Annotated in this window: 23 protein-coding genes and 1 tRNA gene; 12 read left to right on the top strand and 12 right to left on the bottom strand. The window is 71.1% G+C overall.

What is annotated here, in order from left to right; translation table 11 throughout:
* Positions 1-13 precede the first annotated feature (13 nt).
* The 3 genes from ABZZ04_RS00720 to ABZZ04_RS00710 form a co-directional block, all read right to left on the bottom strand.
* Positions 14-1,525, bottom strand: a complete 1,512-nt coding sequence (locus tag ABZZ04_RS00720) for a Stp1/IreP family PP2C-type Ser/Thr phosphatase (RefSeq protein ID WP_356930026.1) — start codon at positions 1,523-1,525, stop codon at positions 14-16.
* Between the two features lie 129 nt (positions 1,526-1,654).
* Complete coding sequence (locus ABZZ04_RS00715; RefSeq protein ID WP_148836929.1) at positions 1,655-2,170, bottom strand: FHA domain-containing protein; 516 nt, start codon at positions 2,168-2,170, stop codon at positions 1,655-1,657.
* A 10-nt stretch (positions 2,171-2,180) separates the two neighbouring features.
* Positions 2,181-3,050: a DUF3662 and FHA domain-containing protein gene (locus ABZZ04_RS00710; protein ID WP_356930025.1), complete on the bottom strand. Its 870-nt coding sequence runs from the start codon at positions 3,048-3,050 to the stop codon at positions 2,181-2,183.
* Between the two features lie 337 nt (positions 3,051-3,387).
* On the opposite strand from ABZZ04_RS00710, the gene ABZZ04_RS00705 reads away from it, so the two are divergent.
* Positions 3,388-3,470, top strand: a tRNA-Leu gene (locus ABZZ04_RS00705).
* A gap of 123 nt (positions 3,471-3,593) precedes the next feature.
* On the opposite strand, the gene ABZZ04_RS00700 is transcribed toward ABZZ04_RS00705, so the two are convergent.
* On the bottom strand, positions 3,594-4,055 hold the full coding sequence (locus ABZZ04_RS00700; RefSeq protein WP_356930024.1) for a MarR family winged helix-turn-helix transcriptional regulator: 462 nt from the start codon (positions 4,053-4,055) through the stop codon (positions 3,594-3,596).
* 92 nt (positions 4,056-4,147) lie between these two features.
* Here ABZZ04_RS00700 and ABZZ04_RS00695 point away from each other — a divergent pair, with 92 nt between their 5' ends.
* The 4 genes from ABZZ04_RS00695 (at position 4,148) to ABZZ04_RS00680 (ending at position 8,576) form a co-directional block, all read left to right on the top strand.
* On the top strand, positions 4,148-5,326 hold the full coding sequence (locus tag ABZZ04_RS00695) for a hypothetical protein (protein ID WP_356930023.1): 1,179 nt from the start codon (positions 4,148-4,150) through the stop codon (positions 5,324-5,326).
* A gap of 145 nt (positions 5,327-5,471) precedes the next feature.
* Complete coding sequence (locus ABZZ04_RS00690; protein ID WP_356930021.1) at positions 5,472-6,923, top strand: DUF2252 domain-containing protein; 1,452 nt, start codon at positions 5,472-5,474, stop codon at positions 6,921-6,923.
* 188 nt (positions 6,924-7,111) lie between these two features.
* A complete protein-coding gene (locus ABZZ04_RS00685; protein ID WP_356930020.1) occupies positions 7,112-8,185 on the top strand; it encodes a J domain-containing protein in 1,074 nt (357 codons plus the stop codon).
* Between the two features lie 46 nt (positions 8,186-8,231).
* Positions 8,232-8,576 (top strand): rhodanese-like domain-containing protein, encoded by a 345-nt coding sequence (locus ABZZ04_RS00680; protein ID WP_148836923.1) that lies wholly within the window; start codon positions 8,232-8,234, stop codon positions 8,574-8,576.
* Between the two features lie 154 nt (positions 8,577-8,730).
* On the opposite strand, the gene ABZZ04_RS00675 is transcribed toward ABZZ04_RS00680, so the two are convergent.
* The 6 genes from ABZZ04_RS00675 to paaA form a co-directional block, all read right to left on the bottom strand.
* Positions 8,731-9,918: an acyl-CoA dehydrogenase family protein gene (locus ABZZ04_RS00675; protein ID WP_356930019.1), complete on the bottom strand. Its 1,188-nt coding sequence runs from the start codon at positions 9,916-9,918 to the stop codon at positions 8,731-8,733.
* Positions 9,919-10,032: 114 nt separating this feature from the next.
* Complete coding sequence (locus tag ABZZ04_RS00670) at positions 10,033-11,091, bottom strand: 2Fe-2S iron-sulfur cluster-binding protein (protein ID WP_356930018.1); 1,059 nt, start codon at positions 11,089-11,091, stop codon at positions 10,033-10,035.
* Positions 11,092-11,598: a 1,2-phenylacetyl-CoA epoxidase subunit PaaD gene (gene paaD / locus ABZZ04_RS00665; protein ID WP_356930017.1), complete on the bottom strand. Its 507-nt coding sequence runs from the start codon at positions 11,596-11,598 to the stop codon at positions 11,092-11,094.
* Positions 11,592-12,293 carry a 1,2-phenylacetyl-CoA epoxidase subunit PaaC gene (gene paaC, locus ABZZ04_RS00660; protein WP_356930016.1) on the bottom strand — a complete coding sequence of 234 codons (702 nt, stop codon included), beginning with the start codon at positions 12,291-12,293 and terminating at the stop codon, positions 11,592-11,594. The genes paaD and paaC overlap by 7 nt, the downstream gene beginning before the upstream one ends.
* On the bottom strand, positions 12,290-12,580 hold the full coding sequence (gene paaB, locus ABZZ04_RS00655) for a 1,2-phenylacetyl-CoA epoxidase subunit PaaB (RefSeq protein ID WP_093548044.1): 291 nt from the start codon (positions 12,578-12,580) through the stop codon (positions 12,290-12,292). Before paaB ends, paaC begins: the two co-directional genes overlap by 4 nt.
* A complete protein-coding gene (gene paaA / locus ABZZ04_RS00650) occupies positions 12,577-13,608 on the bottom strand; it encodes a 1,2-phenylacetyl-CoA epoxidase subunit PaaA (protein ID WP_356930015.1) in 1,032 nt (343 codons plus the stop codon). The genes paaB and paaA overlap by 4 nt, the downstream gene beginning before the upstream one ends.
* Positions 13,609-13,723: 115 nt before the next feature.
* Here paaA and ABZZ04_RS00645 point away from each other — a divergent pair, with 115 nt between their 5' ends.
* The 3 genes from ABZZ04_RS00645 to ABZZ04_RS00635 all read left to right on the top strand — a co-directional run bounded on the left by ABZZ04_RS00645 (position 13,724) and on the right by ABZZ04_RS00635 (position 16,625).
* Positions 13,724-14,518 (top strand): DUF5819 family protein, encoded by a 795-nt coding sequence (locus ABZZ04_RS00645; protein ID WP_356930014.1) that lies wholly within the window; start codon positions 13,724-13,726, stop codon positions 14,516-14,518.
* Entirely contained in the window at positions 14,413-15,792 is a 1,380-nt protein-coding gene (locus tag ABZZ04_RS00640; RefSeq protein WP_356930013.1) for an HTTM domain-containing protein, read from the top strand. The genes ABZZ04_RS00645 and ABZZ04_RS00640 overlap by 106 nt, the downstream gene beginning before the upstream one ends.
* A gap of 155 nt (positions 15,793-15,947) precedes the next feature.
* Entirely contained in the window at positions 15,948-16,625 is a 678-nt protein-coding gene (locus ABZZ04_RS00635; RefSeq protein ID WP_356930012.1) for a TrmH family RNA methyltransferase, read from the top strand.
* 108 nt (positions 16,626-16,733) lie between these two features.
* Here the strand turns inward: ABZZ04_RS00635 and paaN are convergent, their stop codons facing one another.
* Positions 16,734-18,434, bottom strand: a complete 1,701-nt coding sequence (paaN, locus tag ABZZ04_RS00630) for a phenylacetic acid degradation protein PaaN (RefSeq protein ID WP_356930011.1) — start codon at positions 18,432-18,434, stop codon at positions 16,734-16,736.
* 123 nt (positions 18,435-18,557) lie between these two features.
* Between paaN and ABZZ04_RS00625 the strand changes: the two genes are divergently transcribed.
* The gene (locus ABZZ04_RS00625) at positions 18,558-19,151 is read left to right on the top strand and encodes a TetR/AcrR family transcriptional regulator (protein WP_356930010.1); all 594 of its coding nucleotides are present in this window, start codon (positions 18,558-18,560) and stop codon (positions 19,149-19,151) included.
* A 193-nt stretch (positions 19,152-19,344) separates the two neighbouring features.
* Here ABZZ04_RS00625 and ABZZ04_RS00620 read toward each other — a convergent pair whose 3' ends face one another.
* The gene (locus tag ABZZ04_RS00620) at positions 19,345-19,866 is read right to left on the bottom strand and encodes an Lrp/AsnC family transcriptional regulator (RefSeq protein WP_356930009.1); all 522 of its coding nucleotides are present in this window, start codon (positions 19,864-19,866) and stop codon (positions 19,345-19,347) included.
* Between the two features lie 249 nt (positions 19,867-20,115).
* Between ABZZ04_RS00620 and pdhA the strand changes: the two genes are divergently transcribed.
* Genes pdhA through ABZZ04_RS00605 form a run of 3 tightly spaced genes read left to right on the top strand, consistent with a single transcriptional unit; the run spans position 20,116 to position 23,764 of the window.
* On the top strand, positions 20,116-21,279 hold the full coding sequence (gene pdhA / locus ABZZ04_RS00615; protein ID WP_356930008.1) for a pyruvate dehydrogenase (acetyl-transferring) E1 component subunit alpha: 1,164 nt from the start codon (positions 20,116-20,118) through the stop codon (positions 21,277-21,279).
* A complete protein-coding gene (locus ABZZ04_RS00610; RefSeq protein WP_148836911.1) occupies positions 21,276-22,307 on the top strand; it encodes an alpha-ketoacid dehydrogenase subunit beta in 1,032 nt (343 codons plus the stop codon). Before pdhA ends, ABZZ04_RS00610 begins: the two co-directional genes overlap by 4 nt.
* Complete coding sequence (locus ABZZ04_RS00605) at positions 22,307-23,764, top strand: dihydrolipoamide acetyltransferase family protein (RefSeq protein WP_356930007.1); 1,458 nt, start codon at positions 22,307-22,309, stop codon at positions 23,762-23,764. The genes ABZZ04_RS00610 and ABZZ04_RS00605 overlap by 1 nt, the downstream gene beginning before the upstream one ends.
* Positions 23,765-23,851: the final 87 nt, after the last annotated feature.

The raw sequence follows: 23,851 nt of genomic DNA, 5'->3' as shown, positions 1-23,851 counted from the left end.
GGCCCCCTACGGCTTACTGCTTACCGCACTGCGGGACCAGCTTTTTCTCTTCCTCCGAGAGGCTGGGACCAGGAGTGGGAGTTTTGGTCGGCTTGGTCTTGTCGGTTTCGGACGTCTTGGCGCCACCGGAGGTCTTGGTGGCGTCCGAGTCCGTGCCCACGGCCTGGCCCTCGTCCGATCTGGCCTTCTCGGCGGCACGTCGCTCGGCGTTCTTCTTGCAGGCGGACGCCTGGACGGAGAGCTCGCCGATCTTCTCGCGGGCGGAGGCGAGGTCGCCCTCGGCGATGGTCGCCTCGACCTGCTTGCGCTGGTAGGCCGGGAGGTACTTGAGTTCGATCTCGGGGTGGTCCTTCTCCACCTTCGAGAGCGAGACCCAGCCCAGTTCCTGGCTGATGCCGCGGAACAGCGCGACATGGTCGTTCTTCGCGCCGACGTAGAACTGGTTCTGGGTCCAGCGGTAGCCGCCGTAGAGGCCGCCACCGACGACGGCGAGCGCCAGCACGGTGTAGAGGGACCTCTTGAGCCACTTGCGTCCGCCGCCGGGCTTCACGAAGTCGTCGTCGGTGTACGCGTCGAAGGAGCCGTCCGGCATCCCGCCGTAGCCGACGTCCTCACCGCTTCCGGGCGGGCCGAAGCCTCCGGCGGGCGGCGGGACGGGGCGGCCGAGGCCGGCCGCGCGGCCGGCCGGGGTCTGCATGGCGGCCGTGCTCTCGGCGGCGGTCATCTGCGCGGCCTGGTTCTCGGCGACCGCGCCGACGATGACCGGGGTGTCGTTGAGCTGCGCGGCCATGGTGTCGTTGCTGTCGACGTCGAGGACGTCCGCGACGATGCAGGTGATGTTGTCCGGTCCGCCGCCGCGCAGGGCGAGTTGGATCAGTTCCTGGATGGTCTCCTGGGGGCCCTGGTAGCTGGCGAGGGTCTCCTCCATCGTCTGGTGGGAGACGACGCCGGAGAGCCCGTCGGAGCAGATCAGGTAGCGGTCGCCGACCCGGACCTCGCGGATGGAGAGATCGGGTTCGACGTGGTCGCCGCTGCCCAGGGCACGCATCAGGAGGGCGCGCTGCGGGTGGGTGGTGGCCTCTTCCTCGGTGATCCGGCCCTCGTCGACCAACCGCTGCACCCAGGTGTGGTCCTGGGTGATCTGGGTGAGCACGCCGTCGCGCAACAGGTACGCGCGGGAGTCGCCGACGTGGACGAGGCCGAGGCGCTGACCGGTCCAGAGCAGGGCGGTGAGCGTGGTGCCCATGCCCTCCAGCTGGGGGTCCTCCTCGACCATCATGCGCAGTTGGTCGTTGGCCCGCTGGACCGCCGTACCGAGCGAGGTCAGGATGTCGGAGCCCGGGACGTCGTCGTCGAGCTGGACGAGGGTGGAGATCACCTCGGAGCTGGCGACCTCACCGGCCGCCTGGCCGCCCATGCCGTCGGCGATGGCGAGAAGGCGCGGACCGGCATAGCCGGAGTCCTCGTTGCCCTCCCGGATCATGCCCTTGTGCGATCCGGCGGCGAAGCGCAGGGAAAGACTCATGCGCACCTCTCCCGTCGGCTCGGGGTACAGCCGGTCTCGAGCCACACTGCCCACCCTCCGGTCGGGAGCCGGGCGGGGTCCGATGACCGTACCGCCGCGGCTCGCTCGCTCCGCTCGCTCATTGTCGTACTACTTCCGCAGCTCGATGACGGTCTTGCCGATTCGGATCGGCGCGCCCAGCGGAACAGGCGTCGGGGTGGTGAGACGGGTCCGGTCGAGATACGTGCCGTTGGTGGACCCGAGATCCTCGACGATCCACTGGCCGTCACGGTCGGGGTAGATCCTGGCATGCCTGCTGGACGCGTAGTCGTCGTCCAGCACGATCGTTGAATCGTGCGCGCGGCCCAGCGTGATGGTCTGTCCCTGGAGCGCCACCGTGGTGCCGGTGAGGCTGCCCTCGGAGACGACCAGCTTTGTGGGTGCCCCCCGGCGCTGGCGGCCGGACTGTTGACGCTGCTGCGGCGGTGCCGCGGCGTTCTGGCGCTGTTGTGGCGGTCGCGCGTCGTTCGCGGTGCGGCGTGAGCCGCGCTGCGTGACGCGCGTTCCGAACAGATCACTACGGATGACCTGGACGGCCACGATCACGAACAGCCACAGAACAGCCAGGAAACCTAGCCGCATGACCGTCAGGGTCAGCTCTGACATTGCCCCCGCTTCACCCTTCGGCTTGCCGGTAAACGATGGTGGTGCTGCCCACGACGATCCGCGAGCCGTCGCGGAGCGTAGCGCGGGTGGTGTGCTGCCCGTCTACCACGATGCCGTTGGTAGACCCGAGATCCTGGATCGTCGAGGGCGTTCCGGTCCGGATCTCACAGTGCCGACGCGATACGCCGGGGTCGTCGATCCGCACGTCGGCGTCGGTGCTGCGTCCCAGCACCAGCGTCGGGCGGGAGATCTGATGGCGGGTGCCGTTGATCTCGATCCAGCGTCGCACCTGCGCGTTGGGCAGGGGGCTGGGACCGGCCGGCGAGTGCCGGTCGGCGCTGGGCCTGCCCGCGCCCGGCGGCGGGGCCGCGGGCATGGGCGGGGCGGAGCTGGGCGGGTAGCCGTAGCCGCCGCCGGGAGGCTGCGGGGACCGTCCCGGGCCGGGGTGGGGAGGCTGGCCCGGGTGGCCCTGCGCTCCCTGCCGGCTCTGGGGGTCCTGTGACGAACTCGACGCCAGGGTGCGGCTGCGCACCCGGTAGAGCCCGGTGTCGAGGTCGTCGGCCTTCTCCAGGTGGACCTTGATGGGGCCCATGAAGGTGTACCGCTGCTGCTTGGCGTAGTCGCGGACCAGGCCGGAGAGCTCGTCGCCCAACTGGCCCGAGTACGGGCTGAGTCGCTCGTAGTCGGGGGTGCTGAGCTCGACGATGAAGTCATTGGGGACGACTGTCCGCTCGCGGTTCCAGATCGTTGCGTTGTTGTCGCACTCGCGTTGGAGGGCTCCCGCGATCTCCACCGGCTGGACCTCGGACTTGAAGACCTTGGCGAAGGTGCCGTTGACCAGACCTTCGAGACGCTGCTCGAAACGCTTCATGACTCCCATGGGGCACCTCCTCCGTCGTAGTCGTCCCTGTACTGCTTACTGATCGTATCCACGCGTCGGGAAATCGGCTGGTTCCCCTTGTCTGCCCTGTGGATGAGTGTCACCTCTCACACGGATCGTAGAGGCGGCCTCTTCACAGTGTCCCGCACCCCGGGTACATACAGCTCGCACCCCGGGTACATACAGGAGGAGTGAGGGCGGCCGCTCGGCGTTCCCGCTGCCCTCCTGACGGTCGGCGAAACAACGGATGTGAATCCACCCTGTCCAGCGTGCTAATCTTCCGGATGTCGCCAGGCGATCGCACCAAACGGTGGGAGAGCCCGGAAACACCACTCTTGCGCGAGTGGCGGAACGGCAGACGCGCTGGCTTCAGGTGCCAGTGTCCTTAGGGACGTGGGGGTTCAAATCCCCCCTCGCGCACAAGGGAGAAGCCCCCCAGGCCAACGGTCTGGGGGGCTTCTTCGTTCCCGGCCTCCATTGTTTCTGTTTCACGTGAAACGTCTGGTTTGGTGAGTGTTGGGTGTCTGTGGGGCCCAACAGGGCTTACGGGGCTTGTGGGGTGTTCGCGGTCGAGTCGCCCGCCGAGTTGTAGCGCAGCAGGTACTCCGCGAACCGGGCGAGGTCGTCCTCCGTCCAGTCCGCCAGGCGCTGCTGGTACGCCGCGTGCCGGCTGGCCTGGGTCGAGGCGAGGGCCTGGGTTCCGGCCGCGGTCGGGTGCAGTACCTGGATGCGGTGGTCGTCCGGGTCCGGATGGCGTTCGACCAGCCCCATTTTCTCCAGGGTTCCGATCTGCCGGCTGACCGTCGATTTGTCCAGCATGTAGTGGGCGGCCAGGTCCGTCGCGCGGCATCCGTTCCGGTCGTCGATGTGCGCCAGCAGTGTGTACGAGACCAGGGGGAGCTCCGGGTGGAGGCGGGCCGCGGCGGCTCGCGCGCGGCGTGCGAAGGCGGTCAGCTCCCGCTGGATGACGTCCAGTGACTCTTCGCGCTTCTCGGGGGTCCCCATCGCTGGTCCGCCTTCCGGCTCGCGTTCCTCGAAATTCAGTTGTAGAGTACAACAAGTAAGAGGTTGTAAAAGCCAACCATTGGAGTGCCCGTATGTCCGCTGGTCCGAGTGCCGGCACCGGATCCACCGCCGCCGCTCTGCGGCATGTGCTGGGCCATTTCGTCACGCCGCTGCTGATGTGCGTCGGCATGGGGCTCGCCTACCTCGGGGCGTTCCATGCCCCGGAGCCGCACGATCTGCGGGTGGACGTGGTCGGCTCGGGACCGAGCGCCCAGGTGCTCGCACAGACGCTGCAGGACAAGGGGGACGGGGCGCTGAGCGTGCGTACCGTCCCCGACCGCGCGGCAGCGGTGGAGAACCTCAGGACCCGGGCGAGCTTCGGTGCGTATGTGCCGGGTGGGCACCCCGAGCTGCTGGTGGCCAGTGCCTCGTCCGACACCAGCGCCACGGTGGTCGAGAAGGTCTTCACCGAGGTCGCGGCGGAGCAGGGCGAGCCGCTGAAGGTGACGGACACGGTGCCGACGGCGGACGGCGACCCGACCGGGCAGGGCATCTTCTTCCTGCTGGTCGCGGTGAGCATCGGTTCGTACGCGTCGGTCGCGGTGATCGGCGGTGCGGGTGCCGTGCTGGCGCTGCGGATCAGGGCCGCGCTGGCTGTCGCCGCGTCGCTGGTGGTGAGTGTGATCGGGGTGATGTTCGCGGGGCCGGTGTTCGGTCTCGTCGACCACGGGCTCGGCGGCCTCTGGGCGATGGCCTGGCTCTACTCGGCGGGCATCCTGCTGATCGGTGTCGGACTGCACACGTTCCTCAAGCGGTGGACGACGCTCGCGCTGATGGTGCTGTTCGTGATGCTCAACTTCACCAGCTCCGGCGGCATCTTCCGGCCCGAGCTGCAGTCCGGCTTCTTTGCCTCGTTGCACTCCTTCTGGAACGGCGCGGGCTTCGTCGAGGGCGTGCGCAGCCATGTGTACTTCGACGGGCACGGGCTCGGCGGGAACGTGCTGGTGCTGGCGCTCTGGTTCGTGGCGGGACTGGTCCTGGTGGGGCTGGCCGGGCTGGCCGAATCGAGGTGGCGGAAGACTGCCGCGGAGGCGGCCGGTGGCGTCATGACCGGGTCCGCCGTCGCCGGGGCTGCCATCGCTGGATCCGTCACCGCCGGGGAGACGCACCACGGGCCGAAGCACGCCGTGAGGAATGCCACCCGGGCCGGGGCCGGGGCGGGCGACGAGGCGGAGACCGAGGAGGAGATGGAGGAGGCCGTCGGCGTCTGACCGGGGCGGATTGTTGTCCACAGGTCGCGGATCAGGTTTTCCACAGGGGCAGACGGGTTTTGGCCCACGGAGGTACCTTCGTCGGAATTGATCTGCGACAGGGCGTAGGGCCGGGAGCGCAGGGGAGCGGGGGAGGCTGCGCACCATGGGCGAAATCGAAGCGACCGTGCCGGTTCAGAGGGCCGCGGCGGGCGATCGGCGCATTCCGGCCGTGCCCGGATTCGCGCGGAGGGCGACCGGGGCGGGCGGGGGCGCGGCGCGGTCGCCGCGGAAGGAGGGCAAGGCCCTGCGGGCGAGGGTGCCCAGGGCCTCGCACGCCTTCCTGGACCTTCCTGCCGGGCGGCCCGACGCGGTGCGTGCGGTGGAGGAGTCGAGCAGGGGCAGGGTGCCGGCGCTCACCCCGATCCGGGTGGGCCGGATGGCGGCCACCCCCTTCGCCTTTCTGCGCGGGTCGGCCGGGCTGATGGCCCACGACCTGGTGGGCACTCCGGTCAGCGGAGTGGGCGCCCAGCTCTGCGGTGACGCCCACGCGGCCAATTTCGGGCTGTACGGCGATGCGCGCGGCAGCCTGGTCATCGATCTGAACGACTTCGACGAGACCGTGTTCGGCCCGTGGGAGTGGGACCTCAAGCGGCTAGCCACCTCGCTGGTGCTCGCGGGGCGCGAAGCCGGTGCGGACGAGGAGACCTGTCGGCGGGGGGCGTACGACACGGTGGGGGCGTACCGGCGGACGATGCGGCTGCTGGCCAAGCTGCCCGCGCTCGACGCCTGGAACGCCATCGCGGACGAGGAGCTCGTCTCGCACACGGACGCCCGGGATCTGCTCGGGACCCTGGAGCGGGTTTCGGAGAAGGCCCGCAACAACACCAGCGCCCGTTTCGCGGCCAAGTCGACCGAGGACTCGGGGGACGGCGGGCGCCGCTTCGTGGACGCGCCGCCGGTGCTGCGGAGGGTGCCGGACGAGGAGGCCGCGGCGGTCGCGGCGGGGCTCGGGGACTACCTGGGCACGATCTCCGAGGACCGTGTGCCGCTCCTCGCCCGGTACGCGATTCACGACGTGGCGTTCCGGGTGGTCGGCACCGGAAGCGTCGGCACCAGGTCGTACGTGGTGCTGCTGCTCGACCACCGCGGTGAGCCCCTGGTGCTTCAGGTGAAGGAGGCGCGGCCCTCCGTGCTGGCGCCGTACCTGCCGGCTGTCGGGTTCGAGGTGCCGGAGGTGGCCCACGAGGGGCGCCGGGTGGTGCTCGGACAGAAGCGGATGCAGGTCGTCAGCGACATCCTGCTGGGCTGGGCGACCGTGGACGGCCGCCCGTTCCAGGTGAGGCAGTTCAGGAATCGCAAGGGCAGCGTCGACCCGGCGGCGCTGGCGGCCGACCAGGTCGACGACTACGGCCGGATGACCGGTGCGCTGCTGGCCCGCGCCCACGCGCACAGCGCGGACCCCCGGCTGATCGCCGGTTACTGCGGCAAGAGCGAGGAACTGGACGAGGCCGTGGCGGCGTTCGCGGTGACCTACGCGGACCGTACGGAGGCGGACCACACGGAGCTGGTGCAGGCCATCGGGTCGGGACGAATAGCCGCCGAGCTGGGCGTCTGAGGGGGCTGGAGCGCCCGGCGACGGCCTGCGCGGGGGCACCGGGGCGTCCGGTGGCGCGGGGTACGGCGCCGGGAACGGTTCCGAGGCGGCCCTGCGACGGTTCCGAGGTGGGCGCGGTCGTGCGTTCGAGGAATGCGGGAGCCGACCGCGCGTCCTCGGGGTGCGGCCCGTGGCCATACGCTGGACGGGTGACCCACGAAGCCGCCGGAGTGCCGACCACCCGGAACGACGATGACCGGCAGGACAACGACCGGCAGCACGGGCTGCATGCCCGGCACGAGGAGCACGTCCTGGACGAACCGATCGAGGAGCAGGGACAGCCGGCCGGTGCCGGTTCGGGAACCGGTGCCGAGGACGGCGCGGGCCCGGAGACGGACGGCACCGGTGCCGCAGGCGGTGTGCCCGACGGGGAGGCCGCGGCCGCAGGCGGTGACGGCCGGACCGGTGACGGTGCCGCCGACGGAGGCACTGGCGACGCCGCTGCGGGGGAACGGCCCGAGGCCCGGCTCGCGAGGGCGGTCCGGGTGGCGGAGCAGGCGCTGATCGAGTTCGAGATCGCGGTGGAGACGTTCCGGGTCGAGGTCGAGAACTTCTCCCGGTTGCACCACCAGAAGCTCGGCCCGATGTACACCCGCCTCGACGAGCTCGACGCACAGATCGCGGAGGCCCGCGCCGCCAGGACGGGTGACCCGGAGGACATCCGCAAGGCGCAGGAGGCGCGGGCGGTCGTGATGCCGATGCCCGGTGTCGACGAGCTGTTCCACGACTGGATCGACTCGGACGGGCTGTCCCCCGAGGCGGCGGCGATGCTGACCGAGCAGCCGGTGCGGCCGCCCAAGCGGGTCAGGCCTACCGAGGAGGCGCGCAGGCTCTACCGCGACCTGGCCCGCAAGGCCCACCCGGACCTGGCTCAGGACGAGGCGGAGCGGGCCCGCAGGGACGAGTTCATCGCCCGGGTGAACGCCGCTTACGGGCGCGGGGACGAGGCCCTCCTGATGGAGCTGGCGCAGGAGTGGGAGGCGGGTCCCGCGCTGCCGGAGACGGAGCTCGGCGAGAGCGAGGAGCTCTACGCCCGGCTGAACTGGCTGACCCAGCGCAAGGAACTGCTCACCGTGCTCGCGCAGGAGCTGGAGGAGAGCGCGATCGGTGCCATGCTGCGGATGGCGCCCGACGACCCGGACCGGCTGCTCGACGAGATCGCCGAGCAACTGCTGGGCGAGGTCGCGAAGCGCGAGTCCGAGCTGGCGGGCCTGGTGCAGTAGCGTTCCGGGTGACCCTGGAGCGTACGTACGAGAGAAGGCATGACCCATGAATTTCGCCCCGTTGCCCTCGGTGGACGTCGCGGCGGTTCCGGCGGACGGCTTCGTGCTGGACGTCCGGGAGGACAACGAGTGGGCGGCCGGGCACGTCGAAGGCGCCCTGCACATCCCGATGAGCGACTTCGTGGCCCGCTTCGGTGAGCTGACCGAAGCCGTCGCCGACGGTCGTCGCGTTCATGTGATGTGCCGGGTCGGCGGTCGGTCCGCCCAGGTCACCCAGTACCTGGTTCAGCAGGGTGTCGACGCCGTGAACATCGACGGCGGCATGCTCGCCTGGGACGGTGCCGGACGCCCGATGGTCGCCGACGGCGAGAGCCCGGCCTTCGTGCTCTGAGCCGGTCCTCTCGGTTTCTGAGCCGGCCTGCTCGGTCCGCTCGGTCTCTTCTCTGAGCCGGTCCGCTCGGCCAGGGCAGTCGTGCGGTGCCGGGCCGGTCGGCCTTCTGGGGCCGGACCGGCCGGGCGCATGTCGTCGGGGTGCGGGACGGGTGTCAGTCGAGGAGGTGCGCGGCCAGCAGGTCGCCCAGGGCCTCCTCGTGGGCCGCTGCGGGGCCGAGGGACAGTTCGATCTGCTTCGCCCAGGCATGGAAGCGGTGCAGCGAGTAGTCCGTGTCCGCGCCGAAACCGCCGTGCAGGTGCTGTGCCGTCTGTACGACCCGTCGGATGCCGTCCGACGCCCAGATCTTCGCCACCGCGATGTCGCCCTCGGCGGGCAGGGCCCCCTCGGCCCCGGTGGAGATCCGCCAGGCCGCCTGCCAGAGCGTCACCTCCATGGCCCGCAGATCGATGTACCGGTCCGCGGCCTGCACGGCGACGGCCTGGAACGTCGCGATCGGAAAGCCGAACTGCTCGCGTTTTCCGGTGTATTCGCTCGTCATGGCGAGCACGGCCTCGCCCAGCCCCAGCGCGAGCGCGCACGTTCCGGTGGTGAGGAGGGCCCGCAGCCACTCCCAGGCCCCGGCACCGTCGATCAGCGCGCGCCGGTCGACCCGCACCGACCGCAGCCGGACCTCGGCGAACCGCTCACCGTTGGTGGAGACCTGCTCGGCCAGGGCGACGCCGTCCTGGTCCGGTCGGACCAGGGCCACCACGGCCCGTCCCTCGCCCGTGTGCGCGGGAACCGCGATCCAGTCGGCCACCTGTGCCCACGGCACCGCCGACTGCACCCCGTCAAGCACCCATGCCGAGTCGGCGTCGTCGGCACCACCGGACTTCCCGTCCGGCAGGTGGCCTCCCGCGGTCGTCTCCCGGCGTGCGGTGACGGCGAGTTCGGCCGGATCGTGGCCCGAGCGGCCGTTGGCCCCGACGGTGAGCACCAGCTCGCCCCGGCCGACCGGGGGCAGCAGCTCGGCGGCCAGCCCGGGGTCCCCGTACCGCTGGAGCGTCATGGCGACCGCGCACGTCTCCAGCAACGGCACCCGGGCGAGCACCCTGGCGGATTCGCGCAGCACCAGGCAGAGCGCGATGGGATCGAGTCCGGCCCCGCCGTGCTGCGGCTCCAGGGTCAGGCCCAGCAGGTCACCGGTGGCGAGTTCGGCCCACAGCGGCCGGTCGATGTCCTCGGCCACCGCGCCCGGTGTGAGCGCGGGGCTGGGCACCCGGTCGGGGGCGGTCCCCGAGAAGACCGCTCGCGCCGCCTCCGTAGCCGCCTGCTGTTCTTCGGTGAAGGTGAAGTCCACTGTCCCTGCCTCCCGCGAACCGCTGCTCCCGTACCCGAATCTGACGGTCCGTCAAGATAGAACAGGTTCTATGAGAAGGGAACAGGGCGCGGGGGAGGGCGGGGCGGGAGACGGTCAGCGGTCGAAGTCGAGTTCCACCTCCGGCGTCATCGGATGCGACTGGCACGCCAGCACGTAGCCCGCCTCCGTCTCGTCCGGCTCCAGCGCGAAATTCCGGTCCATCCGGACCTCGCCCGAGACCAGGAAGGCCCGGCAGGTCCCGCACACCCCGCCCTTGCAGGCGTACGGGGCGTCGGCGCGACTGCGCAGCACGGTCTCCAGCAGTGATTCGTCCTTCTCCACCGGCCAGGTGCCACAGCGGCCGTCCAGGGTCGCGGTGAGCCTGCTGTGGGCCGGCGATTCGGCCCGGGTGCGGGCGGGGGCGTCCGGGCCGTCGTCCACATGGAAGATCTCCTGGTGGATGCGGGTCCGGTCGACGCCCAGGTCGCGCAGCGCCCGGTCCGCGGATTGGAGCAGCCCGAACGGTCCGCAGAGGTACCAGCCGTCCACCTCGGTCACCGCGAGCAGCGCGGGCAGCAGTTCGGTGAGACGGTCCCGGTCCAGCCGGCCGGAGGGGAGACCGGCCTGCTGTTCCTCCCGGGAGAGCACCGTGATCAGCTGGAACCGGTCCGGGTAGCGGTCCTTGAGGTCGGCGACCTCGTCCAGGAACATCGTGGAGACGGCCGTCCGGTCGCTGCGGATCAGGCAGAACCGGGCAGCCGGTTCCCGCGCCAGCAGCGTGGCCGCGATGGACAGGACCGGTGTGATCCCGCTGCCCCCGACGATTGCCGCGAAGTGTCCGGCGCGGGGCGTGAGCACGAAGCGGCCCATCGGGGGCATCGCCTCGACCACGTCGCCGACGGCGAGTTCCTTCAGCGCGTACGTGGAGAACGCGCCGCCGTCGACCAGCCGGATGCCCACGCGCAGCACCGGCTCGTCCGGTTCCTCGGTGGCGGGGGAGCAGATCGAGTACGAGCGGCGGATCTCCTCGCCGTCGACCGTGTGGCGCACGTTGAGGTGCTGGCCGGGCCGGTGGCGGAAGGTCTCGCGCAGCTCGGCCGGCACGGCGAGCGTGACGGCCACCGAATCGTCCGTGAGCCGTTCGATCGCGCGGACCCGGAGCGGATGGAACATCTACAACTCCTTGAAGTGGTCGAACGGTTCGCGGCACGTCACACAGCGGCGCAGCGCCTTGCACGCGGTGGAGGAGAACCGGCTCAGCAGCTCCGTGTCGGTCGAGCCGCAGTGCGGGCAGCGTACCGAGAGCGTGAGCGGCACCGGGCCGCCCGCGGGGGCCTCGGCGTCGTGCGGGCGAGGGGGTGCGATGCCGAACTCGGCCAGCTTGCGCCGTCCCTCCGCGCTGATGTCGTCCGTGGACCAGGCCGGTGAGAGCACGGTGACCACGGAGACCTCCGGTATGCCGTGGTCGTGCAGCACCCGCTCGATGTCGGCGGACATGGCCTCGATGGCGGGGCAGCCGGTGTAGGTCGGGGTGAGGCGCACGGTGACCCTGCCGGGGCCGAGGACGTCCACGCCCCGGAGCACGCCCAGCTCGTCCAGGGTCAGCACGGGCAGCTCGGGGTCGGGCACGGAGCCCGCGAGCCGGTGCAGCTCCTCCTCCAGGAGCGTCTCGGTCACCATGACGCCCCCGGGTGGCTGCGGTGCAGGTGCTGCATCTCGGCGAGCATCCGGCCGAAGGGCTCGGTGTGGATGCCCTGGCGTCCCGCGCCCGCCGTCCACGCCCCGGAGTGCGGGCCGGTCGGCAGGGTCAGCGTGGCCCGCTCCAGCACCGCGGTGACGGACTCCAGCCAGCCGCTGTGCAGCGACTGCCAGTCGACCTCCACGCCCTCGACGGGCTGGAACAGCTCGCCGGTGAACCGCCACAGCGCGTCCGCGGCGCCCTGCATCCGCTCGTGGCTCACGTCCGTGCCGTCGCCGAGCCGCAGCGTCCAGTGCTCGGAGTGGTCCTGGTGGTACGCGACCTCCTTGACGGCCTTCGCCGCCAGGCCGGCGAACCGGCTGTCGCCCGCCGCCAGCTGCTCGTACAGCAGCCGCTGGTAGGTGGAGAAGTAGAGCTGGCGGGCGATGGTGTGGGCGAAGTCGCCGTTCGGCTGCTCGACCAGCTGGACGTTGCGGAAGGCGCGTTCCTCGCGCAGGTAGGCCAGCTCGTCCTCGTCCCCGACGAGGGAGAGCAGCACCCGGGCCTGCCCCAGCAGGTCCAGGGCGATGTTGGCCAGGGCCACTTCTTCTTCCAGCACCGGGGCGTGACCCGCCCACTCCCCCAGCCGGTGCGAGAGCACCAGCGCGTCGTCGCCCAGGGCGAGGGCCGCGGTCACAGGTGCTTCACCCCTTCCGGGATCTCGTAGAACGTCGGGTGCCGGTACGGCTTGTCGCCGGCCGGTTCGAAGAAGGAGTCCTTCTCGTCCGGCGAGGAGGCCGTGACCTGCGCGGACGGGACCACCCAGATGGAGACGCCCTCGGAGCGGCGGGTGTACAGATCGCGCGCGTTGCGCAGGGCCATTTCCGCGTCCGGGGCGTGCAGGCTGCCCGCGTGGGTGTGGGAGAGCCCGCGGCGCGAGCGCACGAACACCTCCCACAGGGGCCATTCGGTCGAGCTGCTCATGCTGTCGCCTCCCCGTTCCGTACGGTCGCGGTCCGCGCCGTCGTGTGTGCTGTCGAGTGCTTCTCGGCGTAGGCGGCCGCCGCGTCACGGACCCAGGCGCCCTCCTCGTGCGCCCGGCGGCGCTGGCCGAGACGCTGCTCGTTGCACGGGCCGTTGCCCTTGAGGACCTCCTGGAACTCCTTCCAGTCGATCGCGCCGAAGTCGTGCTGTCCGCGCTCCTCGTTCCACCGGAGGTCGGGGTCCGGGAGGGTGAGTCCCAGCGTCTCGGCCTGGGGAACGCAGATGTCCACGAAGCGCTGCCGCAGCTCGTCGTTGGAGTGGCGCTTGATCTTCCAGGCCATCGACTGCGCGGAGTGGGCTGAGGCGTCGTCCGGCGGGCCGAACATCATCAGGGACGGCCACCACCAGCGGTTCACCGCGTCCTGCGCCATCTCGTGCTGCGCCGGGGTGCCGCGGCTGAGGGCGAGCAGCAGCTCGTACCCCTGGCGCTGGTGGAAGGACTCCTCCTTGCAGATGCGGACCATCGCGCGGGCGTACGGGCCGTAGGAGCAGCGGCACAGCGGCACCTGGTTGGTGATCGCCGCGCCGTCCACGAGCCAGCCGATGGCGCCGACGTCCGCCCAGGTCAGCGTCGGGTAATTGAAGATCGACGAGTACCTCTGGCGGCCCGCGTGGAGCTTGTCGAGCAGCTCCTCGCGGCCGGTGCCGAGGGTCTCCGCGGCGCTGTAGAGGTAGAGGCCGTGCCCCGCCTCGTCCTGCACCTTGGCCATCAGGATGGCCTTGCGGCGCAGCGAGGGCGCCCGCGAGATCCAGTTGGCCTCCGGCTGCATCCCGATGATCTCGGAGTGGGCGTGCTGGGCCATTTGCCTGACCAGCGAGGCTCGATACGCGTCGGGCATCCAGTCGCGCGGCTCGATGCGCTCGTCCGCCGCCACCGCGGCGTCGAACGCCGCCGCCAGGGCCCCGTCCGCCCCCTCGGGGCCGCCCGCTCCCGCCTGCGCCGCCTGGTCCGCAGTCACTGCCGCCATCCCGGACTCCCTACCGACCGATCGTTCGGTTCAATGTCTTCAATGGTGAGTCGGCGGCCCGTAGGGTGTCAACCCTGTGGATAACTGGCCGGGGAGCGACGGGGATCGGGGCGGGATGGATTCGTACGACGACAGGGGCGCCGGGAGCGGTGACGGCGACGCCGGGCCGGGGACGGAACGGAGCGAGGACGTCCCTTCCGCCCCTTCTCCCTCCTCTGCCCCTTCCGCCGCTGACGGCGGGGCGGCGGCGGGGACTGACACCCGCGGCGGGATGGCCGCCCTGTCGCTCCCGTACCAGATCGTGGCCGCGGTCGTGCTGTCGGTGATCGGGCTGGTCGCCTGCACCCAGCTGGCCATGGTGTTCCTGCACGTCGCGCCCTCGAACACGCTGACCAAGCGGCACGGCGAAGCGGTCGACGACTGGGTCTACCCCGAGTTCGAGCAGAACTGGAAGCTCTTCGCCCCGAACCCGCTCCAGCAGAACATCGCCGTGCACGTACGCGCCGAGATAGCGAGTGCCGACGGCCGCCGCACCACTCCCTGGATGAGTCTTTCCGGCGAGGACGGCAAGGCGATCCGCGGCAACCTCCTCCCCAGCCACATCCATCAGAACGAGCTCCGCCGCGGCTGGGACTTCTACCTCAGCTCCCACGACAACGAGAACCGGGCCAACGGTCTCCGCGGCCAGTTGTCCGAGCAGTACATCCGCCGCATCGCGATGCTGCGCCTGAGCGAGCACGACTACGGCGGCACCGTCGAGCGCATCCAGATCCGCTCCGAGACGCGGTCCGTCGCAGCACCCGGATGGAGCGAGGAGAAGATCAGCACGAAGCCGTCCTACCGGGTGCTGCCCTGGTGGAACGTCACCGCGGCCGACCTTCCCGCAGACGCCGAGGGGGCGGACAAGTGAGCACGCTTTCCTTCGACCGCAAGGTCGCCCGCGCCGTCCAGCGCATCACCTCCTCGGCCTTCGGCCCGTACCAGAGCGCCGTCATCCGGATCGGTTTCTCGGCGACCTATCTGCTCTTCATGCTGCGAGAGCTGCCGCACCGCCACGAGATGTACGGCCCCGACGCCCCGTGGCGCTGGGACATGGCGCAGCAGCTCATATCCGGAAACCAGGCCTTCACCGCCCTCATGTGGTCGGACAGCGCGGTCTGGTTCGAGATCGTCTACGCGGTCGCGCTGCTCTCGGCGGCGCTGCTGATGGTCGGCTGGCACACGCGGGCCATGTCGGTCCTCTTCATGGCCGGTGTCCTCTCCCTGCAGAACCGCAGCATCTTCATGGGGGACGGCGGCGACAACGTCATCCACCTGATGGCGATCTACCTGGTGCTCACGCGTTGCGGGCAGGTCTGGTCGCTGGACGCCCGGCGTGCGGCGCGAGCGGCACGTGCGGCGGAGGCGGAGGAAGCGGTACGGGGAACGGGCGTGGAAGCCGATGTTCCGCGACGTCCGGTGCGCGGGAACGTGGTCGGCCCGGTCCTCTGGGCGGTGCTCGGCGTGGTGCTGATCGCGGCCAGTGCGACGGACGGGCTCGGCGGTACCTGGTGGCTGCCCACGCTCCTGTGGATCCTGTGGATCGGCGAGGGCGCCTGGTGGGCCGTGAACCGCTACGCCCCGCGGAGCCAGACGCGCATCCTGCTCGATGTCATCGCCAACCTCGCCCACAACGCGACCCTCGTCGTGATCATGGCCGAGGTCTGCCTCATCTACGCCACGGCCGGTTGGTACAAGATCCAGGGCTCGCGCTGGCAGGACGGCACGGCGCTCTACTACCCGCTCAAGCTCGACTACTTCACGCCGTGGCCCGCGCTGTCGGACATCCTCGCCTCCAACGGCGTGATGGTGATGCTGATCACGTACGGCACCGTCATCGTCCAGGTCGCGTTCCCCTTCACCCTGTTCAACCGGCGGGTCAAGAACGTCCTGCTCGTCGCCATGATCTGCGAGCACGCGGGCATCGCCCTGCTGCTCGGGCTGCCCTTCTTCTCGATGGCGATGATCGCCGCCGACTCGGTCTTCCTGCCGACCGTCTTCCTGGTCTGGCTCGGCGGCCGGGTGACCCTTGTGCGGAAGCTGCTGTTCTCGCGGGGGAACGGGGTTCCGGAGCAGCGGCGGGCCGCCGACGACGAGGAGGCCCCGCAGCACAGCGGTGGCGGGGGCCATACGCTCGTCGGGTGAGCAGCAGCAGTGAGAGTGGCGGTACCGGCCGTACCGATGAAGCGTCCGCAGCGGTGACGGGACGGGCTCCTCGGCCGGGGTCCGTTCCCCCGGCGGAGCGTGCTTCCTCGGCAGAGAGGGTTCAGACGGGGAACGTTCCGGTGGAGAGCGCCCCGGTGGGGAACGTTCCGGCGGGGGAGCACGGACCGTCCGTCGAGCCGGTGCAGTACGACGACGGGTTCGGGACGGAGGTGGGTGTCGGGCCGCACCCGCTGCCCTGGCCCTCGGACGAGCGGTACGACCCCGAGCTGCTCGCCCACGGCGACCGGCGCAACGTGGGCGACGCCTACCGGTACTGGACCCGGGAGGCGATCGTCGCCGATCTGGATCTGCGGCGGCACGACTTCCACGTGGCGGTCGAGAACTGGGGCCACGACTTCAACATCGGTTCGGTGGTGCGCACCGCGAACGCCTTCCTCGCCAAGGAGATCCACATCGTGGGCCGGCGGCGCTGGAACCGGCGGGGCGCGATGGTCACCGATCGCTACCAGCACGTGCGGCACCACCCCGACACGGAGTCGCTGACCGCGTGGGCGGAGGCCGAGGGGCTGCCGATCATCGGCATCGACAACCTGCCGGGGGCGGTGCCGCTGGAGCGGACCGAGCTGCCGCGGCGCTGTGTGCTGCTCTTCGGGCAGGAGGGTCCCGGACTGACCGAGGAGGCCCGCAGGCACGCGGCGATGGTGTGCTCCATCGCGCAGTTCGGATCCACCCGGTCGATCAACGCGGGGGCTGCGGCCGCCATCGCCATGCACGCGTGGGTGCAGCGGTACGCGGAGATCCCGGAAGGCTGAGGGCCGGCCGCCGTCCGGGCCGGGCACGACGGGACCGGGTGGGGTGAGGCCGGGTGGGGTGTGAGGTGTGGGCCGTCCGGCCCGGACGGCCCACACCTCACCCGGTGATCACGCCTGGCGGCGGACCTCCACCATGCGGAAGCGGTTGGCCACGAAGGCCCCGTCGCACAGCGCAGCGTTCGCCGCCGGGTTGCCGCCCGAGCCGTGGAAGTCGGAGAAGGCCGCGGTCTGGTTGACGTACACGCCGCCGGTCAGGTTCAGCGACAGCTGGGCCGACTCGTCCAGGCAGACGTCCACCACCGCGCTCTCCACCTCCGGTGAGGTGGTGTACGCGCCGACCGTCATCGCGCCCTTGTCCCGGACCGTGCGGCGGAGCAGGTCCAGGGCGTCGGCCGTCGAGTCGACCGCCACCGCGAAGGCGACCGGCCCGAAGCACTCCGACAGGAAGTGCTCCTCGTCGTCCGGCTTGGCGGCGTCCAGCTTGACGACGACGGGGGTGCGGACCACGGCGTCGGGGAATTCGGGATTGGCCACCTCGCGGGAGGCCAGGGCGACCTCGCCCCGGTCCTGCGCCGCCTCCAGGCGTGCCTTCACGTCCGGGTTGACCAGGGCACCGAGCAGCGCGTTCGCCCTGGCGTCGTCGCCCAGCAGGCCGGTCACCGCACCGGCGATGTCGGCCACCACCTCGTCGTACGACTTGTCGCCGGCGTCGGTGGTGATGCCGCCCCGGGGGATCAGCAGGTTCTGCGGGGTCGTGCACATCTGGCCGCTGTACAGGGAGAGCGAGAACGCCAGGTTGGACAGCATGCCGCGGTAGTCGTCCGTGGAGTCGACGACGATCGTGTTGACCCCGGCCTTCTCCGTGTAGACCTGGGCCTGTCGGGCGTTGGCCTCCAGCCAGTCGCCGAACGCGGTGGAGCCGGTGTAGTCGATGATCCTGATCTCGGGGCGGAGCGCGAGGGTCTTCGCGATGCCCTCGCCCGGCCGCTCGGTCGCCAGCGCGACCAGATTGGGGTCGAAGTCCGCCTCGGCGAGCACCTCACGGGCCAGCTGCACCGTGAGCGCGAGCGGCAGCACGGCGCGCGGGTGCGGCTTGACCAGCACGGGATTGCCGGTGGCCAGGGAGGCGAAGAGGCCGGGGTAGCCGTTCCACGTGGGGAAGGTGTTGCAGCCGATCAGCAGCGAGACGCCGCGCGGTGCCGCGGTGAACGACTTGTGCAGCTGGAGCGGGTCGCGCTTGCCCTGGGGCTTGGACCAGTCCGCGCTTCCCGGCGTGCGGATCTGCTCCTCGTAGGCGTACGCCACGGCTTCGAGGCCGCGGTCCTGGGCGTGCGGGCCGCCTGCCTGGAACGCCATCATGAAGGCCTGGCCGCTGGTGTGCATCACGGCGTGGCCGAACTCGTGGGTTCGGGCGCTGATCCGGGCCAGGATCTCCAGGCAGAGCAGGGCCCGGGTCTCGGGACCCGCCGCCCGCCAGGCGCCCATCCCCGCACGCATCGCCGGCAGCAGGACGTCCGGGTCGGCGTGCGGATACTCCACGCCCAGCTCCGGCCCGTACGGAGAGACCTCTCCGCCCGTCCAGCCGTCGGTGCCGGGCTGGCCGAGGTCGAGCCGGGTGTTCAGCACGGCGTCGAAGGCGGCCTTGCCCTCGGCGGGGCCCAGGCTGCCGGGCGCCCCGCCCTCGCCGTACGCCTTCGGGTGCTCGGGGTGCGGGGACCAGTAGGCGCGCGTGCGGATCGCGTCGAGGGCCCGGTCGAGCGTGGGTCGGTGCTTCTCGGAGAGCAGTTGCGGGGAGAGCTCGGCGGCCATGACGGACCAACTCCTCGTCGAGCTGGGCAGGGACGGGCGGACAGAGTTAGAGTAACCGAACGATCGGTCGGGACAAGGGGGCCCGCCAAACCTGTGGACAACTCGTAGGGGAGGATCGCGGACATGACCACGGCCAAGCGGGACACGTACACCCCGGAGACCCTGCTCACCGTCGCCGTCCGTGTCTTCAACGAGCGCGGCTACGACGGCACGTCCATGGAGCATCTCTCCAAGGCGGCGGGCATCTCCAAGTCGTCCATCTACCACCATGTCGCGGGCAAGGAAGAGCTGTTGCGGCGGGCGGTCAGCCGGGCGCTGGACGGGCTCTTCGGGATTCTGGACGAGCCGGGAGCGACGCGGGGGCGGGCGATCGAGCGGGTCGAGTACGTCACCCGCCGCACCGTCGACGTGCTGATAGCCGAGCTTCCCTATGTCACGCTGCTGCTGCGCGTGCGGGGCAACACGAACACGGAACGCTGGGCGATGGAGCGGCGGCGCGAGTTCGACCAGCGGGTGACCGAGCTGCTCAAGGCCGCGGTCGCGGACGGCGACCTCCGTTCCGACGTGGACATACGACTGGTGACCCGGCTGCTCTTCGGAATGGTCAACTCGCTGGTCGAGTGGTACCGCCCGCTGCCGGACGGCGGGGCCGACGGCGAGCAGCTGGCGGACACGCTGGTCCGGGTGGCTTTCGAAGGCATGCGCGCCAGCCGTTGAGCCGCTGAGTCACCGACCGTCGAGCCACTGACCGTCGAACCGTCGAGCCACCGACCGTCGAGTCGCCGACCGTCGAGCCGTTGAACCATTGGCCGTCGAATGGCTCGTTCTCGACCGGTCGGGGCCGGTGGGTGCGGGCAGCGCGGGTGGGCCCCGGGCGTTCCCGGCCGGTCGGGGCCCGCGAACACGTGTTTCAGGTGAGTTCGGTGGGCCTGTCCGGGCCCGGCGCCAGGTCCGTCTCCTCGAACACCAGGAGCGTGCGGGTCGAGAGCACCTCCGGGATGGCCTGGATCTTCGTGAGGACCAGCTCGCGCAACGACCTGTTGTCCGGGGTGTGCACCAGCAGGAGCACGTCGAAGTCGCCGCTGACCAGCGCTATGTGGGTCGCCCCGGGCAGTGCCTGGAGCTGCTCGCGCACGGTGCGCCAGGAATTCTGGACGATCTTGAGCGTGATGTACGCGGAGGCGCCCTGCCCGGCCCGCTCGTGGTCCACGCGTGCACTGAAACCGCGGATCACGCCGTCGTCGAGGAGCCGGTTGATGCGGGCATAGGCGTTGGCCCGCGACACGTGGACGCGGTCGGCCACCGACCGGATCGAGGCGCGTCCGTCCGTCTGGAGCAGTCGCAGGATGTCGCGGTCGATGGCGTCGAGGGGGCGGGCCGGCGGGAGCCGGCCGGGATCCTCTCCACCGGCGGCCATTTGTTCAGCTGACATGTGCCCGTGCCTCCCCGTCCTGGACGACCTGCCTCTATCCCAGGTTGTGGAGAACCGTTTGTCCACAGGCTGGAGGCGCCTGTAGCCAAAATGCGCTCGCGACCGAACAATCGGTAGGTGAGGAACGCCGCACCGGCGCCTCGGCCAGTGCTCGACATTTCGATGTATTTCGACACCCCTCGGCATCGGACCATCCCCCGATGCCGACAGACGCCGCTCGAAACCCCTCGACGCCAGGAGGTGCTTGTCATGACGGTCCAGGAGCTGCCCGGCGCGGCTGCTTACCGGCCCGCGCCGCCCCCGGCCTGGAAGCCGCTCACCGATCCCGCGCCGCTGCTCCCGGACCCCGAGCCGTACCGCGTGCTCGGTACGGACGCCGTGGCGGACGCCGATCCCGAGCTGCTTCTGCGCCTCTACGCGGAGCTGGTCCGCGGCCGGAGGTACAACGCGCAGGCCACCGCGCTCACCAAGCAGGGCCGGCTCGCCGTCTACCCGTCGAGCACGGGCCAGGAGGCCTGCGAGATAGCGGCCGCCCTGGTGCTGGAGGAGCAGGACTGGCTCTTTCCCAGCTACCGCGACACCCTCGCGGCGGTGGCGCGAGGACTGGACCCGGTCGAGGCGCTGACGCTGCTGCGCGGTGACCGGCACACGGGTTACGACCCGCGGGAGCACCGCATCGCCCCGCTCTGCACTCCCCTGGCCACCCAGTTGCCGCACGCGGTGGGGCTGGCGCACGCGGCCCGGCTCAAGGGCGACGACGTGGTGGCGCTGGCCATGGTCGGCGACGGCGGGACCAGCGAGGGCGATTTCCACGAGGCGCTGAACTTCGCCGCGGTCTGGCGGGCCCCGGTGGTCTTCCTCGTGCAGAACAACGGCTTCGCGATCTCCGTACCGCTGGCGAAGCAGACGGCCGCGCCGTCCCTGGCGCACAAGGCCGTGGGATACGGGATGCCGGGCCGTCTGGTGGACGGCAACGACGCGGCCGCCGTGCACCAGGTGCTCGGCGAGGCGGTGGCACGGGCCCGGCGCGGGGACGGCCCGACGCTCGTCGAGGCGGTGACCTATCGCATGGACGCCCACACGAACGCCGATGACGCCACGCGCTACCGCGTCGACAGCGAGGTGGAGGCGTGGCGCGAGCACGACCCGATCCGGATCCTGGAGCGGGAGCTGACCGGGCGGGGGCTGCTCGGTGACGAGGGGATCGAGGAGGCGCGCGAGGCCGCGGACCGGATGGCGGCCGCCCTGCGCGAGCGGATGAACGCCGACCCGGTGCTGAACCCGATGGACCTGTTCGCCCACGTCTACGAGGAGCGGACCGCGCAACTCCGGGAGCAGGAAGCCCGGTTGCGCGTCGAACTGGACGCGGAGCAGGACCGGCACGGCCACGACGACGTGGAGGAGCGGCGATGACGACGGCGGCGGCTGCCACCGGGGAGCGGACGGCGAGGACCAAGCCCGCCACGATGGCGCAGGCCCTCGGACGGGCGCTGCGCGACTCGATGGCGCAGGACCCGACGGTGCACGTGCTCGGCGAGGACGTGGGCACGCTCGGCGGGGTCTTCCGGATCACCGACGGTCTGGCGAAGGAGTTCGGCGAGGACCGTTGCACGGACACCCCGCTGGCCGAGGCGGGCATCCTCGGCACGGCGGTCGGCATGGCGATGTACGGGCTGCGGCCCGTGGTGGAGATGCAGTTCGACGCCTTCGCCTACCCGGCTTTCGAGCAGCTCATCAGCCATGTCGCGAAGATGCGGAACCGGACGGCCGGCGCCATGCCGCTGCCGATCACGGTGCGGGTGCCGTACGGCGGCGGGATCGGCGGGGTGGAGCACCACAGCGACTCCTCCGAGGCGTACTACATGGCGACGCCCGGCCTCCACGTCGTCACGCCCGCCACGGTCGAGGACGCGTACGGGCTGCTGAGGGCGTCGATCGCCTCCGACGACCCGGTGGTGTTCCTGGAGCCGAAGCGGCTCTACTGGTCGAAGGCCGACTGGTCGCCCGAGGCTCCGGTGGCCGTGGAACCGATCGGCCGGGCCGTGGTCCGCCGCACCGGGCGCAGCGCCACGCTGATCACGTACGGGCCCTCGCTGCCCGTCTGCATGGAGGCCGCGGAAGCGGCCGTCGAGGAGGGCTGGGACCTCGAAGTCGTCGACCTGCGCTCCCTGGTGCCGTTCGACGACGAGACCGTCGCCGCTTCCGTGCGGCGCACGGGGCGTGCGGTCGTCGTCCACGAGTCCTCCGGGTTCGGCGGTCCGGGCGGTGAGATCGCGGCCCGGATCACGGAGCGCTGCTTCCACCACCTGGAGGCGCCGGTGCTGCGCGTAGCCGGGTTCGACATCCCGTATCCGCCGCCGATGCAGGAGCGGCACCATCTCCCGGGCGTGGACCGGGTGCTGGACGCGGTCGCCCGCTTGCAGTGGGAGGCGGAGAGCTGATGGCCCAGGTACTCGAATTCAAGCTGCCGGACCTCGGTGAGGGACTCACCGAGGCGGAGATCGTGCGCTGGCTGGTGGAGGTCGGCGATGTCGTCGCCATCGACCAGCCGGTCGTCGAGGTCGAGACGGCCAAGGCGATGGTGGAGGTGCCGTGCCCGTACGGGGGCGTGGTCACGGCGCGGTTCGGCGAGGAAGGGTCCGAACTCCCGGTCGGGGCACCGCTGCTGACGGTCGCGGTGGGGTCGCCGCAGGAGACGGGACGCGGTGCCGGTGCGGACGCCGGCTCCGGCTCCGGCGGTGGTTCCGGCGGCGGGGCGGTCTCCGGTGCCGGTGCTGGTTCCGGTGCCGGTGCGGCGGAGTCGTCCGGCAATGTGCTGGTCGGGTACGGGACGGGCGCACCGGTGGCGCGTCGGCGGCGGATCCGCCCCGAGGCGTCGATGGCGCGGGTGTCCGCGGAGGCGGCGGCCGGGGCCGCCGCTCCGGTTCCGGTCGCGGAGCCGGGCCCGGTGGCCGTCGTCTCCCCTCCGGTACGGAAGCTGGCGCGGCAGCACGGTCTTGACCTGCGGAAACTGGCGGGTTCAGGGCCGGACGGGCTGATCCTGCGGGCCGATGTCGAGGCCGCGATCAGGATGCTGGAGGAGCCGGCCACACCTTTGTCGACCGCTGTTCCCACGGCGGGAACAGCGACGGCCGGGACGGCAGTGGCGGATGCGTCGGCGGCGCGGCCGTCGGCGGCGCGCAGGGCCGCGACCGCGGGCGCGGAGCGGATTCCGTTGCGCGGTGTGCGGGGCGCGGTCGCCGACAAGCTGGCACGCAGTCGGCGGGAGATCCCCGACGCCACGTGCTGGGTCGATGCCGATGCCACCGAGCTGATGGCGGCCAGAGCCGCGATGAACGGTGCCGGCGGGCCGACGGCCGGTCCCAAGGTGTCCGTGCTCGCCCTGCTGGCGCGCATCTGCACCGCCGCACTGGCCCGGTTCCCCGAGCTCAACTCCACCGTGGACCTGGAGGCGCGGGAGATCGTGCGGCTGCCGGAGGTCCACCTCGGGTTCGCGGCCCAGACCGACCGCGGGCTGGTGGTCCCCGTCGTGCGGGACGCGCAGGACCGGAACGCGGAGTCGATCGGAGCCGAGATCGCCCGGCTGACGGAGGCGGCACGGGCCGGGCGGCTGACCCCGGCGGAGCTGACCGGCGGCACGTTCACGCTGAACAACTACGGGGTGTTCGGGGTCGACGGATCGACCCCGATCATCAACCACCCCGAGGCGGCGATGCTGGGGGTCGGCCGGATCGTGCCCAAGCCCTGGGTGCACGGGGGCGAGCTGGCCGTGCGCCAGGTCGTCCAGCTCTCGCTGACCTTCGACCACCGGGTCTGCGACGGCGGTACGGCCGGTGGGTTCCTCCGCTACATAGCCGACTGCGTGGAACAACCGGCAGTACTGCTGCGCACGTTGTAGGCGGAAGCAGTCGCGGGACCTGTTTTCCCCGCGGCTGCTTCCCCCGCGGCTGCTTCCTACGCGCCCGTCTCCGCTCCGTCTCCGCTC

The sequence above is a fragment of the Streptomyces sp. NPDC006435 genome (assembly GCF_040612315.1).
Classification (GTDB): Bacteria; Actinomycetota; Actinomycetes; order Streptomycetales; family Streptomycetaceae; genus Streptomyces.
The sequence above is the reverse complement of the archived record's forward strand: the minus strand, read 5'-3'. Positions and strand labels throughout refer to the sequence as shown.